The organism is Neorickettsia sp. 179522 (assembly GCF_001593535.1).
Classification (GTDB): domain Bacteria; phylum Pseudomonadota; class Alphaproteobacteria; order Rickettsiales; family Anaplasmataceae; genus Neorickettsia; species Neorickettsia findlayensis.
The window spans coordinates 765,175-781,731 of sequence record NZ_LNGI01000001.1 but is presented as its reverse complement, the minus strand read 5'-3'; the positions used below and the strand labels follow the sequence as shown (position 1 = coordinate 781,731).

Sequence of the window (16,557 nt, the reverse complement as noted above, 5' to 3'; positions counted from 1 at the left end):
GTACAAAACCCCACCCTGTAGCAAGAGAAACTAAGAACTATGCGTTCATAGGCACCATCACACCAACTTCAAAGTTGTGTACCATGTGTGCAACTTTAGGTGCAAAGGTAGTATTACCATCATCTGCTTTTGCGCCTGTATACTCTCTTTCGTTGAGGTATGTAAATTTATACCCGGCATAAGGCACAACAGAAGCCAAACCGGTCACATTGACACCAGCTTTCAACTGAGATGCAAGGTGATAAGCAGTGACTGAATTAGATTTTTCAAAATCCAGAGCAACTCTTTGTGCACCAAAACCTACACCAAAGTATGGACTTATGTATTCAGTAACAGCAACGTCATAGTTTACACTAAGCATACCACCGATAAAGGTTGCACCTTTATAAGTTGCAGTAGTATTTGCACTATTTGTAGTGGTACCACTAGTTCCGCTGCCAGTTGTAGTGGTAGCTGCAACAACAGGAGTTGTAGACAACTTGGTATCTTTTTCAGCAGTGACTTTGTGTACACTACCTTCGATTTCAACTCTCATGCCACCAAAATAGTAGCCGAGTGCACCAGATCCACCCATGAGTCCGAAATCATATTTTGGTTTGAATGCCTTTTTATCTGCTGTAGTGGCATAGGCGCTACCACTCCATTCAGTTTCTTGGATCATGCCAGGAGCATAACCGACTTTAGCGTAAAATACATCTGCTTCGTCAACAAAATCCTCCGCACCACTCTGCCCATAAGAAGGAGATGCGCACGCAAGGACACCCACAAGGGCAGCACTCACTAGGAACTTTCTATTTATCATTTAGTTCACCTCTTTGAAGTTTCATAGGGAAAGTCTATATCATGCCCTCCAAGAAGTCCATCGTCAAGGGCCTTTGAAGTAGATCTTTTTGATTTTCTGAGTTCAAAATCGCCCAATCGATTTGATATGCTTACCCACTCGAGAACATATCAGATTTAGGTGAATCCACAAAAAAGTGTCAAAAAATAAGTCTTAAATCGGACAAAACAAAGAAGTCGCGAGCAGCGTTCTTGTGGCGATTCCATTTTGTAGTATACATCCGACATAACGGAAATTTCCCCTTGAAATACACTAATCTACATGAAGGAAGATAGACTTTCTTGGAAATCTATCTTCCGGTGTGAGTAAGTAATGCATTACGCATCGAGCAAGAATGTAAAGCCTACCTCTAAGTTATGAAGTATGTGTTTTGCCACAGGCGCAAAGTTTACACCTGCTACTGGGCTTGTCTCTACCTCATAGTCACGAAAGAGGGATGTTATGAGACCACCACTAGATGATTTGGATCTTATCACACCCAAACCTGTTACTGGTTCTTTAGTTCCTGTTTCCGCGAAGTAGCGTGCGGTATATCCTAAATAAGGTACTACGCCAGCCTTCTTTAGATAATCAACATCGAAAGAAAGACCGACTTTACCCTGTGCAACAAAAGGTGTACTCACTAGCTCTTGTGCTTCGGATAATTTGTACTTGACCTTAGCAAATCCGATACCGCCTCCTACAAACATGTTTAGTACCTTACCGGCACTGAAGTCGTGGTATACATTCAATAAGCCGGCCTTGTAACTGAAATCCGTGAATTGCATAGGTCCGACGGGCACAAATTGTATACCGTCTAATTTTTTATCCTTATCTGTCCCCGTTGGTAGATTGGATGGTACATCTGCGACACCGTAGAAAGTTTCTTCTGCTCTTTCAGCAAGTTTACCTGCACCGTTTATCAGGACTTCAAATTCTATTCTTGCCTGTTCGATATGGTAGCCAACTGCTAGACCGACACCCATCATGTTGAACGCATGTGTAGGTCTGAATTCTCTCACCACAGTACCATTGAGATAGCCATCTGGTTTGCTCGAATGAGAGTCATTCCAGGCATTTATCGCTGCAAGCCCAGTATCCATGAAATTACTCTCTCCAGAGAGCTTTGTTATATTGAAGACCCTTCCATAAAGTCCAATTTCTGAGTTTGGGGTTTCAGGATCTGTAGCTTTGGCTTCGTATGCGGGGGCTAGAGCAAGCAAACAAAGACATGCAGCACTTTTCAAAAAACGGTTATCAATCATTTATAAACCCCCGATGGTTCAGTAAAATGCAAAGAACTAACCTAATTTTGTAAAAAAAAATATTACTTTTTTTCGTATTAATCTCAATTAACTATTTAAAATAGCATAAAAAATAATCTTTTTTCAGAATTTGAGTGTATAAAATTTGAGAAATCTTGCTTAATTCCGAAATCTCAGAGCAAGGAGGAATTTATAGTGTGAGGTTAGATGTTAGTTTTTCCTAACGCTGAGCTTACCATTTTCTCTAGAAACGGAGCCCAGAAGATCTCATACGCAAGAACACAGTATGAGAGAGTATTTGCGGTCACTTTAATCTAAGTTGTACTAGCGCGCATGAAATACTACACCCGCCTCAATATTGTGAGAAACATGACTCATCTCACGAATCTTGTTCACTGATCCTTTCACCTTGTCAACAATGCCTAGATTTGGATCTAGATGGTCTGTAACTATTGCTGGGACATCAGTGAATTTTTTTGCACATAGGCTTGAAATTAACATTAACCTGTACCCAAAATATGGTTTTATTGCCACTGAGAACAGTTCAAGATCCGACTTTAGTCCCATTCTTAATTGTGTTACAAGAGGGAACCCGTAACTACCGTCATCTCCTTCGGTGAGTATACTGCCGCTACCAATGCCAACGCCTACATAAGGACTTAATAGAGTTACCCCAGAGAATTCTAGGTTGGTATTGAGGATCCCCAACAGATATACACCTTCCGCGTTAAAATTCTTATCACTAGTTGGAGTGGTCTCAGTTTTGCTTGTGGGGTCGCTAGTTTGAGGAACTAAAGACGAAGAGGTGGTGCGTCCATACAGGCACTCTGCCTCTATACTAATGCCCGACACAGTGAATCCGATTTTACCACCGAAACTCTCGAGTGTACTGTCCATAAGTCTATCCTTAGTTACAGTGAGAAGTTTTCTTTTTTCTGTGCGTAGATCTTCTCCACTGATTTTGCCGGCTACAAAAGCACTGTAATTAGCACCGGCATAAAATCTAGCACCCGACTTCACAGGAAATGCGTTAGCGGAATCACCAAAGAGAAGAGCGAGCAGTAAAGCCCAGATCGCAGGTCTGGAAATATTCATAAAGGGTAAGGCCGATTTCTCATTCCAAAAGGGCAATATATCATAAAGATATTTCTTATCAACAAAGATAAAAGGTGTGTATCAATGGGTTCTGAAGTTTGTGTGTTCGGGAGACTCTAATTTTGTTTTTGCTTTTCCGAACTATTTGCGAGTAACCAAGATTTGATGTCTTCTAACTGTTTGTGATCCATGAGTGAGGGTGCATGTCCTATACCAGCGTATTCTAGACACGAAATTTTCTGGTGCGACTGAGCCATTTTAGTAAATGTTTCTTCTGATAACATACGTGAAAGTTCTCCTCTCAGTGCAAGTATTGGAATATTTTGGTTAATATTGTGCCATATTTCCCATAAATCTCTGGATCCAGTTATTTTTTCCTTGTGGTTTCTAAAAATTTCTGGGTCAAAGTCCAATACATATTTTCCTTCCTTGGTATTTCTGAATGAATAATGCAGTACATGTTGCCAATGTTCTTCTTTGCGCAGGCCAAGTGGTTTTAACATTACTCTTAAGAATTTTTCTGCCTCGTCAAGTGATGAAAAAGTTGGGTACATGCAGAGATATTTGCTTAATACCATCATTGCCGAGAAGTCTGTATATGGTCCTATGTCATTTATAACAAGTGCTTCGATTTTTTGAGGAATAGTAGACGCTAACATCATTGATATTATTCCCCCCATTGATGTTCCTACTAAAATGCATTTCTGTGGAGCCAATCTGTTTATAAATTCCAAAAGAATTTTTTGGTAATTCTCATATGTATACAGCTCTGGTTGCATGTATTCGCTTTCTCCTCTACCTGGCACATCAATAGCTATGACCCTAAAATCGCTTTCTGCTAATGTTTTGGCCAGATAATCAAAGTCACGTTTATTCCTGTTAATACCGTGGATACAAATTACAGGTCCAAGTTTACCCTTACAGTTCCAGTCTAGGTATACTATTTTTCCAAAGCTGGTTGTTATGCTTTTTTTCTCCACTCTTCCTGTTAAATTTCTTAAGCTCGAAAATAGCCTACGAAGAAAGCACTTTCAATGGTGGATGAGTTGATTATGCATGTTCTGCACTTTCAAAGCGGATTAGACAGCACAGAGAGGCTGAGAGGTGGAAAGATTTTCCAAAGAAACAGAAGTAGCACTCTCCGATTCTTGCGAAGGACTTTCTTCATTCACGCTGTTCGCCCTCATTTCTTTTAGCGCGGATACGAGCAGAAAAGTTAGAACTATGCAAAAAAGAGCTATTGAGGAGAAGAATACTCCCAAAAGGCAAGATTCTATTTGTACAGTGTATTTCTCGAAAAGGACGTCATCCTTGAAAGTTTCTTTAACTATGCCTTTGAGAATCTCGGCTAGGGGATTATTACGAATATTGTAGAACTTTAGTGCAAAGTTCAAAATACTTTCGGGTCTTTTGCTAGGTAGTAGAAAAAACGGTATGAGTAATATAGTGACAGCCAAGAGAGTTCCAAGTGTGAATCCAAGAGTAAACTGTGCTGCTTTTAAGACAGACTTCCTTTTCCTTTTTTGCTCTGATTGCCCTTCGACAACATTCTTTCTCCGTTCAAGTACACCTGCTACTTCATAGGCGGTTAAAACGATAAAACCTCCGATGATAAGGAATGTAGTAATCATACTGACAAGGATTGCTTTGGTGAAAAAAGACCTGCTACTACTAAGCAGGTACCCCTTGTTCCAAAAAAGGAACTGTGCCAGTGGGTTCGAACGTTGAGATAAGTAGAGTTGATCCAAGGTACTCGCTATGAGTTCATATAGGACGGCAGAATCATGAAGGTATTTCATTATTGCCAAGGTGATAATGCTTTGCAGCGCTACCTGTACCAGGAAGCCAAGCAGGGCAGTAGGAAGCCATTCAAACCTTCTTCTTGGTTCTAGCGGGTTCCTCATTTTAACATAGCCGGACGAACGTCCATAACATCCCGATCCCATTTTCTAAAACAAAGTTGAACAATACGACTGCGCATGATCATAAACCTGTGGTAGCAACAAAGCTGCATACACAGAACGGCGCATATGAACACAAGGATTATATGCGCTGTGTAGATCAAATGTAAAGTTATTTACAATAACGATACCTATCAACTCATGATTCGATAAAATTGTATAACAAAATATGTTACACTACAGCTCTAGTTTGCGGTGCAAAATCCGTCTGAATTGCTTTTAGGTCCTTAGAGCTTGAAAGAATTTGTCTAAGCTAGTTGCATCGGATCATTATTTCATTTGTTCGCTTCTGGCGGATAAAAGTGTTTTTCTTCTGTATATCTGAAAGTGCAGTGATACTATGCCGTATAGAAATTTGGTTTTTAAAGGTGGTGGTGTAAAGGTTCTTTATAGTGTTGGAGCTATGGAAGCACTAGAAGAACATGGTGTCCTAGATTCCATAGAACGGGTTGCGGGTGTTTCATCGGGAGCTGTGTTGGGTCTTCTCACAGCGATGGACATGAGCGTAGAGGAGATAAGAGATTTTTTCCTTAAGGTCCCTTTTGCAGAAGAAGCAGAGGCAGTGTGTCTGCCTGAACAGACCAACAGGTTTTTTGAAGAGTATGGTAGATATACCGGGGAGAAATTGCTTGGGCAGTTGTGCAGCCTACTAGAGAAAAAGTGTGGTACCTCCAGCGTTACCTTTGCTGAAATGCACGATCTTGGATTTAAGGATCTTTATGTCTTTGCCACAGATGTTACGAACAAAAAACTTGTTCAATATTCCTGGGAGGATACACCGGATTACAGTGTTGTGGATGCTGTAAGGGCTTCTGCTTCTTATCCGTTTTACTTTGTTCCATGCCGTGGACCAAATGGGGAACTTTTAGTTGACGGAGGTCTGTTGGACAATTACCCACTTTGGCTTTTTGATCAACCTCAATTTCTTTCTGATCCAGACGCAGACTACAATAAGGAGACGCTTGCTATTCACATAGGTATGTGTGGTGAGGAACAGACTTTGTGGACGCATAAAGATTTGCTCTTCATGATGCAGTTGTTCAACGATATGCATCCTGGTGTAATCTCTAAGAGAATCGGAGAGCTGGACTTCTCTCAAGTGCTTTCTGGGCCTGCTGAGTATAATGATCTCCTTGGATATCTGATGTATATCTTTGATGCTGGTAGGACTGCTCAGCCTAGGTATCATCATCCTAATTTTGCTGGGGAGATGAGCATCGATACAAACTTTGTTAGTTCAAACGGTAGGGTGTTGAGCACTTTTGATCTTGATCTTAGCGAAGAAGTTCGTCGTGAGCTTATGGAGCACGGGAAAAAAGAGGCGAACAAATTCTTTGAGGAAGTATGTCTTCTTGAAACAGAGTTTTGTTTTCTACCAGAAGATCCTCCACAAATTGACCTGTTGTAGAATGTTACTTGGAGACTAGTGTAGTGAAAGCAGACTTGGTATTCACTTCTAAATGTGCTAGCACGTAGGTCTAGACTGGATACATCCGCGGTATCAGGTTACCGATATTTTGGTATTTAAACCGCGTTACATGATAGACATGACAACGTTATCATTAATTTTTGACTTATTGTGGCGCAAGAGTTCAATTAGGTTACGCTTTGCTCTTGTTTCAGCATGTGGGTTTCTCTGTTTGGCGAAGATAAGCAGCAGTCTGGTACCATTCATTTATAAATTCCTTTTTGATGCAATCGAGAAATTTGACTCGGTACAGAATTTTTCTATTGGATCAGTTATTTTAGTTGTCTTCGCTTATGCAGGAGTAAGGTTTCTATCTCAAATTTTGAATGAGCTAAAGGAGATATGTTTTGTTTCAGTTGAACAAAATGCTGCTAAAACATTAGCTTTAGAAACCTTTTCTCACCTCCAGTATATGGGGATGAGGTTCCATTTAAGTAGGAAAATGGGTGAAGTATCTAAAGTAATGGAACGCGGTGTAAAGGCAATCGAAACATTCTTGAGATTTGCAACTTTCAGTATATTTCCAACTTTCCTTGAAACGATCTTTGTTTGCATACTTGTTTTTCTTTTCTATCCGTACTACTACTTTGTGCTGCTTTTTCTGACATTGGCTCTCTATTGTGTTTACACGATCTTAATCACACAGTGGCGGACTGGCTGTATAAAGGAAATGAAGCTAGCTGAAACGAAAGCTGCATCCAAAGCAGTTGATAGTCTGATAAATTATGAAACTGTCAAATATTTCAATAACCAAAGCTACGAAGCCACTTGCTATTCCAATTTTCTCAAAGGCTATGCGGAACTTGCGGTAAAAAACAGGAGGAGCTTGTCCGTTCTCAATGTTGGCCAGGCGCTAATCATTGCTCTTGGGTTAGTTGGAATAAATCTTGCAGTTATTCTTGATATTCTTGCCAATACTGCGACGATTGGTGATTTTGCTCTAGTTAATACATACCTTTTGCAGCTTTACATTCCTCTGGGAAATCTTGGTTTTGCGTATAGAGAAATGCGTCTTGCTTACCTAGATGTAGATTCAGTTAGAGAGTTGTTATCAAAAGGATGTCATGACAACGTGCAAAACCGGAGCTCTGAGTTTGTATTCAAGGAAGGAGTGGTTGAATTCAAAGATGTGAGCTTTGGATATTCTGATGATCGCCAAGTTCTAAGGAATCTCTCTTTTCGCATGGAGCGTGGGAAAACTCTTGCGATAGTTGGAAAGAGCGGTGCTGGTAAGTCAACAATATCGAAATTGTTATTTGGGTTTTATTCTCCATCCAAAGGCCAAGTCCTAATAGATGGCCAGGACCTCAGTACTTTGAGACCTGAGACTTTTCAACGGTATATCGGTGTTGTTCCACAGGATATTACCTTATTTAATGATACCATCTTCAACAATATTGCATATTCTGATCCGCAAAATACAAAGTTAGATGATGTAATCAGAGTTGCGAACCTTGCAAGTGTTCACGAGTTCATTACCCGTACAAAGGAACAGTATCAGACTGTCGTCGGAGAAAGAGGTCTCAAACTTTCTGGTGGTGAAAAACAAAGGGTTGCTATTGCACGTATGTTACTCAAAAAGGATGCAAAAATTCTTGTATTCGACGAAGCTAGCTCTTCGCTTGATAGCAAAACAGAATCCGCAATTAAAGAGAGCATTATGAACGCTGGGAAAGATTGTACGTCTTTGATTATTGCGCACAGATTGTCTACAGTGGTTTACGCAGACGAAATCCTAGTTCTCGCTTGTGGTGAGGTGGTTGAAAGGGGGACTCATTCCACGCTTCTTGCAATGAAAGGTGCATACTACACACTATGGCAGCATCAAAATCGGTTTGGATAAAGAATTGCTTTATATTCTAGGAATAGGATAAATAAGATGCATCACTGATCTGCTCTGGAGTGCCTTGTTTATCTGTTAACAAAGAGCGCCACTTTTGCTACTAGATATAGATTTTCTGTGTGGTCGTGGCTAGAATTTGTCCGACCAGGATCCGTGTAGCTGGTTGTGGTGACAGGGATTCTTGGGTTTGAGTATTTTACAAGAGTAGTGTTGTGATAGTTATGTTGGGAAATACTTAACGATTAGGTAATAATGTGTATCTGAATGGGTGCGGTGTATCCATGATGTCATGAGTTGATAGCGGGATTGTGAAGTATGGGTGTAGGTAGTTTGGGTCTTGATCCGCTCTTTAAGGGTCTTACGCGTCCGGCAATGTTCCTAGGTGTGAGTTTCACTTTCAGTGCAATGAATCTGATTGTCTCGTTGCTTGGGTATATACTAACAAAAAATCTTTTCATCATGCTTTTTTTCATGCCGGTCATACACGGAATAGGATATCTTATCTGTTTTAACGAGCCCCTCTTTTTGGAGCTTTTTCTAGTAAGGAATCAGAAATGCATGAGGTGTAAAAATCGTCTTTACCATAATGCTAACTCTTATGATGTGCTCTAAGGATGTTCGATTTCTCCATTTTTAAGAACTACAAAGCTAAAGTTGCTTCTTCCGAGTATCATGCTCGGAATTTTATACCATATAAGGATCACTTAGATTCTAGCACCGTCCTCCTTAAGGACCACTCTATGCTCAAGGTTATAAGGCTGGTGGGTTACCCCTTCGAGACCGCCGATGATGAAGATGTAGACATCCATAAGGCACTAAGAAATCAGCTTTTCAAAAGCGTCTCTTCTGGTCATTTTGCCCTTAGTTTCCACTTAATCCGTAGGAGAGAAGGAAGTCAAGCTCGTGCTTTCTTTTCTAACAAGATACCTAACTATTTTGCTGACTATGTCAGAAAAAGGTGGCGCCAGAAACATGGAGACAAAAGCTCTTTTGTGAACGAGTTATACATAACAGTCGTGAGACGCAACGATAGAAAGGTTGAGTTCTTTAACGATTTGTACAGAAAGGTAACTCGTAAGGATACAAAAGAAGGTCGTATCGCCGATCTGAAAATTGCCCATGAAGAATTGGAGGAAATGACAAACAAGCTTTTGATAAGCTTGAGGAATAACACACCACATCTCCTTGGATTGAAAAAAGTTGGCAATGTCACATACTCCGAAGTTTTAACTTTTCTCTCTAGGATTGCCAATTGTGGTGTAACACAGTCAGATCTTGTTCTTCCTTACAACCGACTGGATGAGGCTCTTTGTGGTTGTAGGATGTATTTTGGACGAAAGTCGATAGAGATAGTCACACCGTCTAGAAGTGAGTATGCTGGGATTATAAGTCTGAAGGAATATGGGCAGAACACATCAGCTGGAATGCTCGACAATTTTCTGCAAGTCCCATATGAACTTGTTATCACTCAGACATTTCAGTTTGTACATAGACAGGTTGCAATCAGTAAGATGCAGGTTCAGCAGAGTCGAATGTTACAAACTCAAGATAAAGCTATTTCGCAAGTTGCTGAAATAACTAGAGCTCTCGATGATGCTATGAGTGGTCGAATTGCGTTTGGGTTGCATCATTTGACCATACTTTGCCGTGAAAAAACTGAAAAAGGACTTGAGAATGCACTGTCACTGGTTGAATCCGAGCTGACAAATGCAGGTGTGTATGCTGTCCGTGAAAAGATAAATCTGGAACCTGCTTTTTGGGCGCAGTTACCTGGAAATTTTGATTATATAGTTAGAAAAGCAACAATAAGTACACTGAATTTGGCAGGTTTTGCATCGCAGCACAATTATCCATTTGGGAAGATGGAGGGTAATCACTGGGGAGATGCGATCACTGTTTTTGATACTGCTTCGGGTACGCCATTTTACTTCAATTTCCACTGTAAAGATGTTGGGCATACACTAATAATTGGCCCGACGGGTGCAGGTAAGACTGTCTTGCTCAACTTTTTATGTGCACAGAGCATGAAGTTCAGGCCGCGGATGTTTTTTTTTGACAAGGATAGGGGTGCTGAGATTTTTATTCGTGCACTAGGTGGTGTCTACACAGTGATAGAGCCAAGGAGTAAGAGTGACTTTAATCCTCTTCAACTTGACGATACACACGAGAATAGAACCTTCCTGACAGAGTGGTTAAAGCTTCTAGCTTCCGTAAATGGAGATAAGTTCACTGCAGCGGATATTGCGATGCTCAATGATGCTGTGGCAGGTAATTTTAAGTTAGACAAAGCGGATAGAACTCTAAGCAATCTTTCTGCGTTTTTTGGATTGGAAGGTGACAATAGTTTGGCTACTCGCCTACTAATGTGGTATGGAAATGGTTCGCATGCAACACTTTTTGATAATCAGGAAGATTGTCTTGATTTTTCGAAGGCCAGTGTATTTGGTTTTGAAATGGGACACCTTCTTAGAGATAGCGCGGCGCTCGCACCTGTTTTGCGATATTTGTTCCATAGAATAAGCATCTCATTGGATGGCTCTCCCTCCATGATTGTGTTAGATGAGGCTTGGGCTCTTATAGATAATCCGGTTTTTGCGCCCACAATTAAGGACTGGCTGAAGGTTCTTAGGAAGCTAAATACGTTTGTCATATTCGCTACCCAAAGTGTAGAGGATGCAAGTAAGAGTGCGATAAGTGACACTCTGGTCCAACAAACAGCAACGCAGATTTTTTTGCCGAACCTTAAAGCAACAGAGGTTTATAGATCTGTGTTTATGCTTAGCGAGCGCGAGTACACGCTCATCAAGCATACAGATCCAGCTACGCGGTTTTTCTTGATAAAGCAGGCTATGAGCGCTGTTATAGCGCGGATCAACCTTGCTGGAATGGAAGATATTATATCAGTCTTGTCTGGACGCGCGGATACGGTGCTGCTCTTGCACCGCATTATGGAAGAGTATGGTGAGGAACCAGTGAAATGGCTTCCAATTTTTTATGAGAAAGTGAGGGAGTTAGGTCAGTAATGAAGCTTTTTCTTAGAGGGTTACTTTTACTCTTTGCACTTAACCTTTTGGATAACAATATATTACTTCTTAAAAGCGGATTCTTTTTTTCTTACGCGCATGCGGAAGAAATTGCTCTGCCAAAAGTAATGCCAGGTGAAGCATCTTATCCCGAATGTGGAACTGATGTAGCTTTTGCACTCATAGGTCTAATTGCCGGTATTGTAGCTGGAATAATAATCATTGCTGGTAGTGGTGGAATCATGGTCGCTATTGGTCTTGGATTGATCGCTGCTGCGGTAGTTTCGGCCATGCAGCTGGTGGGCTGCCTTTGGTCATTTGTTAGAAACCCGGTTCTTAGGACGCGTGCTGGATATTACAAATACTGTCAGGATGAGAATACAGGAGCTGAAGTCTGTTCAGAGGAGAAAATGGCCTATTGCGAGCAGAAAGAGACTAATGAAATCAATAGTAATGCAAAGGGTTGCACATATGCTTGGCCACGCAACAGAGCAGAGAACGGAAGGTACATTGAAATATGTTACAGGGAGCCTTTTGATTGGGGTTATATCTCCAGAACGGGGCAGGAAACTCAATTGGACAGCAGGGAAAGCAATTTCACTGCAATTAACCTGGGTGTGTTAGGTGGCGAGAACAAAATCCAAAGTTTGGACACCCTTCTGGACATGAAAAGAAAAGTAAGTGTGCGCTCCATACAGTGTGTAACACTTAAGCACATGGAAAGTAGGAGAATAGGTCCTTACGTTTTTTCCGCTGAGTACGATGGATCCAAGCTTTGTGGCTATGTCACATTTTCTAGAAGAGCGAAAGTTGGCTGTCATTTGAGGGATCCTGTCGATCCTGCGCCTATGTGCATCAAATCAAAGCCGATCTATGATCCTGAAGATCTTTCTAGGGTGTTAAGTTACGATAACTCAGGTTGTTTCAATTGTTACATAAGTAATGCGTGTTATGGTGTGACCGGTTTGATTGCTAAGGCCCAGTTCCCAATGACATCTTTGGTGGTTCAGTGTCTCAGGGAATCCTTGAGGAATATTTTAGTATCGGACTGTAGAAATGGAGAAAATGATGGTTTCTTGGTTATTGCACAGAAAAAGTTGAAGACTGCCGTAGAGGCTGTGCTGGTCCTCGCGATTCTGCTATTTGGCTTCAAACTGTTAAGTGGTGGTGTAAGCGGTATACAAGAGTGGACGATATTTGTCCTTAAAATTGCTGCGATTGCTTATTTCACGATAGGTGATGGAATGATCGTCTACTATGATAGATTGCTAACACTCTCTACCGGTCTGGCAGATATCGTCTATAGTGGAGGAGGAAAAAAAGATGTGTGTAACTTCGATTCATCCGAGTACAATGAGCTCGTAGTTACGAAGGCTTTTTCCTCTGAAGAAAGGGCGTGTTTCGAGGCTTTTGTCAAGTCAGGTCATAAGAGGAACTTCGCTGAATTGAGGAAGTTTATTAATACAGGTGTATTAAGTTGCTCTTCACTGAAACCAGCAAGTGGTGGCGAATTGCCGATATTCTCGAAGTTGGAATTGAAAAATCTCTCCTATATGACTCTTTGGGATAAGTTGGATTGTAGGGTGGCATTTTACTTGGGTAGTGCTCTTGCTAATCCGACTGTTGCAGGTGGGGGTGTAGCGACTGTCATGACAGCTGGTGCGATAAGTGCACTTGGCGCGGGGATATTCATAGTACCCGTATTGATCTTGGCATTCTTTTTTGCAGGACAGATGGTAATTGCGTTATTGGTCCTAATGTATGTGATACTGATGTTCCTCATTATCCTGTGGATAGTTCATCTTTTTATACTGGCAATAATCGCGCTTACGATACTTATACTTTTTTCTCCGATTTTTATTCCGATGATTTTGTTCCAGGTAACGAAACCTTTCTTCGAAGGCTGGTTGAAAGAGGTTATGGCTTACTCGCTGTATCCTATAGTTCTATTCGGATTTTTAGCGCTTGTTTTTTCTGTCTTTGATAAGCTTTTCTTTGATGATTTAACCTTCCAGCGGATCTCCAAGTTGGATGGTGTCCGGAGTTACTACAGCTATAAGCTTGCGAATCCAAATCAATGTAAAGAGAAGAATGCAGACGGAGAATTGAGGAGTTCAGCAGTTCTCGCATGTGTAATTCAGGAGATGTCACTTACTGAGAAGCCGCTACTTTTTGGTGTGTATGTCACTACGGTCGCGAGTGATGCTTCGGCCACTAGTGCTTTATGGATAAAGCTGGGCATGATGGCTTTAATGCTGTTTTTGTTTTTCCACTTCCTTGGTATTTTAGGTGGTTTGGCGGCAGAGCTTGTTGGTAACTTCCGGGCAGATCTTTCAAGACATGTCAGTAGTCCTCAGGTTATGGCAAGAAAACTTGCTGCTGTTTCGTTTAATGCTGCAAGTACCCTGGTTTCAGGAGGAAAGAACATAGGCAACAAACTTGGGGAATCACTTCCGAGATCGAAGAGTGCTGGTATTCAACAAACAGTTCAAGGTGCAGGTGGTGCAGCTGGTGCAGGTGGTGCAGGTGGCGCAGGTTAAGCAAACAGTATACAAGATGCTGACGAAAGTCAGGTTCAGAGTTGGTGGGTTTACTGTGTCTAGTAGAGGGTTTTCTCTTGCTTGTTTGTTGCTCCTTCTTTGTTTATCTGGATGTGCCGGGGACTGTATTTCTGGTGCTAGCTCTAATGATATTAGAGAAGGTACTTTGCGAATCTGTGCCAATCCAGGTGATGTGGGTAATAGAAATTGTCTTGAGTATATGGGCGTTGGTGAAGGAGAAGTCCCTGGTGCTAAGACTCGCTGGGTTAACTTAGGTATCAATCTGGAAAGGGGCGATATATTTGAATATAGATTTGAGAAATCTGAGGATTATTCGCTTTGTCATCCTCCTTGTCCTGATAGTTGCTTGAGCGAAGATGGTGAGAATCTCTGTGATACTCCTAGTTGCAGATCAGTGGATCTTAAGTTTCCAGATGGCAAAGCTGAGATCGATCTCGAACTCGTTGAGGGTGATGAAGTTTCAGTAGGTTTGAGGCCCGCTCTGGAATCTGGCCTAATTAATAATGATATTTGTGCAGGTAAAGATGCAAGAATCTACCCGGGAAATTATCAGGAATGTATGAAGCATAGAGGGGAACCCTATGGAGGTCTTTTTGCACCAGGGATTAATCTGGCGATTAATAGTAAAGGTTCTTTAGACAAGTTTAAGGTTGTTTACAGCATGGGTAGCCGTATAGATGAGTCGATTTACACAGCCGATTTCTGTAGAGCCGTAGTTTTTGGAGAAAATTCAGAGCAGTATAGCAGAGAGATAGAAGATCTAAGGGTGAGAGTCCCTGGGATTGTTCTCCATGGGTACTGTAAAAGGCTTATAGAAGCGAGATACGGAAAATTTATAGAAAGCAAGGAGGCCTTGGTTGAATTTGAGCGTGAGGATTTTGTTTTGCGGTGGCTTCATCTCTATTTGAAGGATGATAATGGGCAATTTTCTTATTTGTGTGGAAATAACGCGAGTATTCCAAATCTTTGTAGCATTGCAAGGGGGGGTTATTTTTCTGACCGCACGACCGTTTCATTGAATAAATTCTTTAGGGTATCTTCGAAGTCCTCCAGGGGAATGAGACTACAGTTCGGTTCTAATGATCCGAATGTTGTGCAAAATGCTATTTTTAAACTCAAAGTAAGCAGGAAATGCAATGTTTCTGGTTTTGATGAAGTGAAGGTGTATACCTCTGATCAAGAGCCCAATTTTGAACCCTCAGTTCATGGTGAGGGTGGTGCCTTTTTAGTGCCAAACTCTGCCAATCTAATAGATAGAAATGGGTCTGTATACGTGGGAATAGTAGATCAACGAGGAGATCAAAAGGCTGGAAGCCGTGGTTACATATCAGTACATTATGTCCTTAAGCGACAAGATGGTACAAAATTTTTTAGTAAAGCAACTAACAGTATAAAGAGTAAAATAATAAGGATTTTATACGGCAAGACAGTCGATGAATACGGCAGGTTCAGCGAGGGTGACGATGTTGCTGGTGCGGTAGGGAGTGTCTATAAAGCAGTAGCAGGAAGTACGCTCACAACCGCAGTGCAAGCTTCTATCGTACTTTACATCGTTATCTATGGTTTAGCCTTCTTATTTGGCCTTGTTAGGACGCCTCACGTTGATTTGGTGATCCTACTTGTAAAGCTTGGTATAGTTGCGGTTCTTTTCGGTCCCAATAGCTGGAAATTTTTTAATGAGAATTTGTTTCAACTCTTTGTAGAAGGCTCTGGGCAGTTAATCAATTACTTTTCGGGCAGTATGAATGGGGTAGATTTTGCGTTTCTTGATAAAGTGCTTGCTCCTTTTAGCACGCAAGAGAATTGGCTCAGGATCTTTAGTTTTTTGTTTTCCGGTGGTTTAGGGATCTTGTATTTCTTATTGATACTTGTTGGCCTAATACAGATTTTCATGGCCATGCTTAAAATCATTGTTGCGTACGTCATGTCGATTGTGATGGTGGCGATGCTTCTATGTTTTGCACCGATCTTTCTCGCTATGATTTTCTTTAAGAGGACAAAATCCATTTTTGATAACTGGATAAAAAATTTGGCACAAGTGGCCGTGACCCCTATTATCACATTTGCCGCATTTGCGGTGTTAACAGAAGTTGGGTTGGGAATAATTCACGCACTTTTCGATTTCCAGATTTGTCCTAGATGTGTAATTGAACCAGATTTTGTGCTGTTCAGGTTCTGCCTACTTGCCGTGTATTTGCCAACTTCATACGATACCGGAGGAATAATGGTTGCGCAAAATGCAGGTGGGATGCCAGTAGGCATAAGTTTAGTGGTGTCGTTCATTGTGATTAGTAACGCAGTTGTCGCCTTCACTTCAAGAGCTGCAATTCTTTCTAGTTCAATTTTTGGTGCGATTGCATCTGACGCGACGGTTCCTGCAGAGCAATTCATGGATAGTATGAAAGCAATTGTAGGCCAAGATGCTCAAACACAGTATCAAAAAGCACACATGAGACATATTAAAGAACTCGATCAGGAGAAAGATGAGCCTGAGAAGCCACCAAAACGTAGTAGATAATGG

11 protein-coding genes are annotated in these 16,557 nt (G+C 41.3%); 6 read left to right on the top strand and 5 right to left on the bottom strand.

The window, feature by feature from the left end; translation table 11 throughout:
- Nucleotides 1-37: 37 nt before the first annotated feature.
- The 5 genes from AS219_RS03565 to AS219_RS03545 all read right to left on the bottom strand — a co-directional run bounded on the left by AS219_RS03565 (nt 38) and on the right by AS219_RS03545 (nt 5,084).
- Nucleotides 38-802 carry a P44/Msp2 family outer membrane protein gene (locus AS219_RS03565; RefSeq protein WP_067980166.1) on the bottom strand — a complete coding sequence of 255 codons (765 nt, stop codon included), beginning with the start codon at nt 800-802 and terminating at the stop codon, nt 38-40.
- 356 nt (nt 803-1,158) lie between these two features.
- A complete protein-coding gene (locus AS219_RS03560) occupies nt 1,159-2,085 on the bottom strand; it encodes a P44/Msp2 family outer membrane protein (RefSeq protein ID WP_067980163.1) in 927 nt (308 codons plus the stop codon).
- Between the two features lie 324 nt (nt 2,086-2,409).
- On the bottom strand, nt 2,410-3,180 hold the full coding sequence (locus AS219_RS03555; RefSeq protein ID WP_067980161.1) for a cell surface protein: 771 nt from the start codon (nt 3,178-3,180) through the stop codon (nt 2,410-2,412).
- A 116-nt stretch (nt 3,181-3,296) separates the two neighbouring features.
- On the bottom strand, nt 3,297-4,160 hold the full coding sequence (locus tag AS219_RS03550) for an alpha/beta fold hydrolase (RefSeq protein ID WP_067980158.1): 864 nt from the start codon (nt 4,158-4,160) through the stop codon (nt 3,297-3,299).
- A gap of 99 nt (nt 4,161-4,259) precedes the next feature.
- Nucleotides 4,260-5,084, bottom strand: coding sequence for a hypothetical protein (locus tag AS219_RS03545; protein WP_231861864.1), 825 nt, complete (start codon nt 5,082-5,084; stop codon nt 4,260-4,262).
- A 397-nt stretch (nt 5,085-5,481) separates the two neighbouring features.
- On the opposite strand from AS219_RS03545, the gene AS219_RS03540 reads away from it, so the two are divergent.
- The 6 genes from AS219_RS03540 (at nt 5,482) to AS219_RS03515 (ending at nt 16,554) form a co-directional block, all read left to right on the top strand.
- Nucleotides 5,482-6,549, top strand: coding sequence for a patatin-like phospholipase family protein (locus AS219_RS03540; RefSeq protein WP_067980150.1), 1,068 nt, complete (start codon nt 5,482-5,484; stop codon nt 6,547-6,549).
- Nucleotides 6,550-6,679: 130 nt separating this feature from the next.
- Entirely contained in the window at nt 6,680-8,452 is a 1,773-nt protein-coding gene (locus AS219_RS03535) for an ABCB family ABC transporter ATP-binding protein/permease (protein ID WP_231861863.1), read from the top strand.
- A 315-nt stretch (nt 8,453-8,767) separates the two neighbouring features.
- The gene (locus AS219_RS03530) at nt 8,768-9,064 is read left to right on the top strand and encodes a VirB3 family type IV secretion system protein (RefSeq protein ID WP_067980147.1); all 297 of its coding nucleotides are present in this window, start codon (nt 8,768-8,770) and stop codon (nt 9,062-9,064) included.
- Nucleotides 9,065-9,066: 2 nt separating this feature from the next.
- Nucleotides 9,067-11,475 (top strand): VirB4 family type IV secretion/conjugal transfer ATPase, encoded by a 2,409-nt coding sequence (locus tag AS219_RS03525; protein WP_067980143.1) that lies wholly within the window; start codon nt 9,067-9,069, stop codon nt 11,473-11,475.
- Nucleotides 11,475-14,015: a type IV secretion system protein gene (locus AS219_RS03520; RefSeq protein ID WP_067980140.1), complete on the top strand. Its 2,541-nt coding sequence runs from the start codon at nt 11,475-11,477 to the stop codon at nt 14,013-14,015. The genes AS219_RS03525 and AS219_RS03520 overlap by 1 nt, the downstream gene beginning before the upstream one ends.
- Nucleotides 14,002-16,554 carry a type IV secretion system protein gene (locus tag AS219_RS03515; RefSeq protein ID WP_231861862.1) on the top strand — a complete coding sequence of 851 codons (2,553 nt, stop codon included), beginning with the start codon at nt 14,002-14,004 and terminating at the stop codon, nt 16,552-16,554. Before AS219_RS03520 ends, AS219_RS03515 begins: the two co-directional genes overlap by 14 nt.
- Nucleotides 16,555-16,557: the final 3 nt, after the last annotated feature.

What these genes read in the sequence shown, in the direction of transcription:
- AS219_RS03545 (WP_231861864.1), bottom strand. Translation starts at nt 5,084, where the DNA reads ATGAGGAACCCGCTAGAACCAAGAAGAAGGTTTGAATGGCTTCCTACT.
- AS219_RS03565 (WP_067980166.1), bottom strand. Translation starts at nt 802, where the DNA reads ATGATAAATAGAAAGTTCCTAGTGAGTGCTGCCCTTGTGGGTGTCCTT.
- AS219_RS03535 (WP_231861863.1), top strand. Translation starts at nt 6,680, where the DNA reads ATGATAGACATGACAACGTTATCATTAATTTTTGACTTATTGTGGCGC.
- AS219_RS03555 (WP_067980161.1), bottom strand. Translation starts at nt 3,180, where the DNA reads ATGAATATTTCCAGACCTGCGATCTGGGCTTTACTGCTCGCTCTTCTC.
- AS219_RS03540 (WP_067980150.1), top strand. Translation starts at nt 5,482, where the DNA reads ATGCCGTATAGAAATTTGGTTTTTAAAGGTGGTGGTGTAAAGGTTCTT.
- AS219_RS03525 (WP_067980143.1), top strand. Translation starts at nt 9,067, where the DNA reads ATGTTCGATTTCTCCATTTTTAAGAACTACAAAGCTAAAGTTGCTTCT.
- AS219_RS03520 (WP_067980140.1), top strand. Translation starts at nt 11,475, where the DNA reads ATGAAGCTTTTTCTTAGAGGGTTACTTTTACTCTTTGCACTTAACCTT.
- AS219_RS03530 (WP_067980147.1), top strand. Translation starts at nt 8,768, where the DNA reads ATGGGTGTAGGTAGTTTGGGTCTTGATCCGCTCTTTAAGGGTCTTACG.
- AS219_RS03560 (WP_067980163.1), bottom strand. Translation starts at nt 2,085, where the DNA reads ATGATTGATAACCGTTTTTTGAAAAGTGCTGCATGTCTTTGTTTGCTT.